Origin of the sequence: Crenobacter intestini (assembly GCF_004919095.1) — a bacterium.
GTDB classification, from domain to species: domain Bacteria; phylum Pseudomonadota; class Gammaproteobacteria; order Burkholderiales; family Chromobacteriaceae; genus Craterilacuibacter; species Craterilacuibacter intestini.
Genome location: NZ_STGJ01000045.1, coordinates 1 through 1,232 on the forward strand (window position 1 = coordinate 1; position 1,232 = coordinate 1,232).

The following is a 1,232-nucleotide window of genomic DNA, read 5'->3' on the forward strand; positions in this document are numbered from 1 at the left end:
TGAATCGCCCCTCCTTTCCTAGACACCACGAGAGCCTCACACTAGGCGCCACAAGGAGGTGTCATGAGCAGGTCGCGTTTCCCCGAAGAGTTCAAGATCGAAGCCGTCAAGCAGGTCACTGAACGCGGCTACCCCGTCGCCGAAGTCGCCAGCCGTCTCGGCGTTTCTGCCCACAGCCTGTATCAATGGCTGAAACGCTACGATCCCAAGCGTGCCAAGCCGGCAGAATCAGCGGACCAGCAAGCTGAAATCCGTCGTCTTAAGGCAGAGCTGAAACGGGTCACCGAGGAGCGCGACATCCTAAAAAAGGCCGCCGCATACTTTGCCAAGGAGTCCGGGTAAGGTATGCCTTCATCCGGGCCCACGAGCAGCAGTTTCCAGTCCGACGACTGTGTCGTGTCATGTCTGTGCATCCCAGTGGCTACTACGCCTGGAAGGCGTCCCCGCATTCACTCCGCGCCCGCGAAGACCTGCGCTTGCTGGGGCACATCAAGCAAGCTTGGCTCGAGAGTGGCGGAGTCTATGGCTACCGCAAGGTGTATGACGACCTGCAGGCTCAGGGGGAGCGCTGCGGCAAACATCGTGTGGCTCGACTGATGAAGCAGGAGGGCCTGCGTTCGCAGACTGGCTACCACCGACGCCCTGGGCATTACAGTGGCCGCCCGGCAGTGGTGGCGCCAAACCACCTGCAGCGCCAGTTCACCGTCGATGCGCCGAATAAAGCCTGGGTGACCGACATCACGTATATCCGCACGCATGAGGGGTGGCTGTACCTGGCGGTGGTGCTGGATCTGTTCTCTCGACAGGTCATTGGCTGGTCGATGCAGTCACGTATCGATAGAGAGCTGGTGCTGAATGCCTTGTTGATGGCGGTATGGCGACGTCAGCCCAAGCAGGAGGTGCTGGTGCATTCCGACCAGGGGAGTCAGTTCAGCAGCTACGACTGGCAGAACTTATTGAAGGCCCATCGCTTGGTGCCCAGTATGAGCCGGCGAGGGAACTGCCACGACAATGCCGTGGCGGAGAGTTTCTTTCAGTTGCTGAAGCGGGAGCGCATAAAGCGGAAAACCTATCACGACCGGGAAGAAGCCCGCCGTGACATCTTCGATTACATCGAGATGTTCTACAACCCGAAACGTCGGCATGGTTCCGCAAACGGGCTATCGCCGGTAGAGTTTGAGAAGCAATATTTCCAACGGCTCAAGAGTGTCTAGAGAAGCCGGGGCGATTCA

Annotated in this window: 1 protein-coding gene; it reads left to right on the top strand. The window is 58.8% G+C overall.

Annotated elements, in window-relative coordinates; all coding sequences use genetic code 11:
• The first annotated feature begins 63 nt into the window (after positions 1-63).
• A protein-coding gene (locus tag E5K04_RS16595) for an IS3 family transposase (protein WP_136555948.1) occupies positions 64-1,214 on the top strand; the annotation gives its coding sequence in 2 pieces (ribosomal slippage) (positions 64-307 and positions 307-1,214; 1,152 coding nt in all).
• The last annotated feature ends 18 nt before the right edge of the window (positions 1,215-1,232 follow it).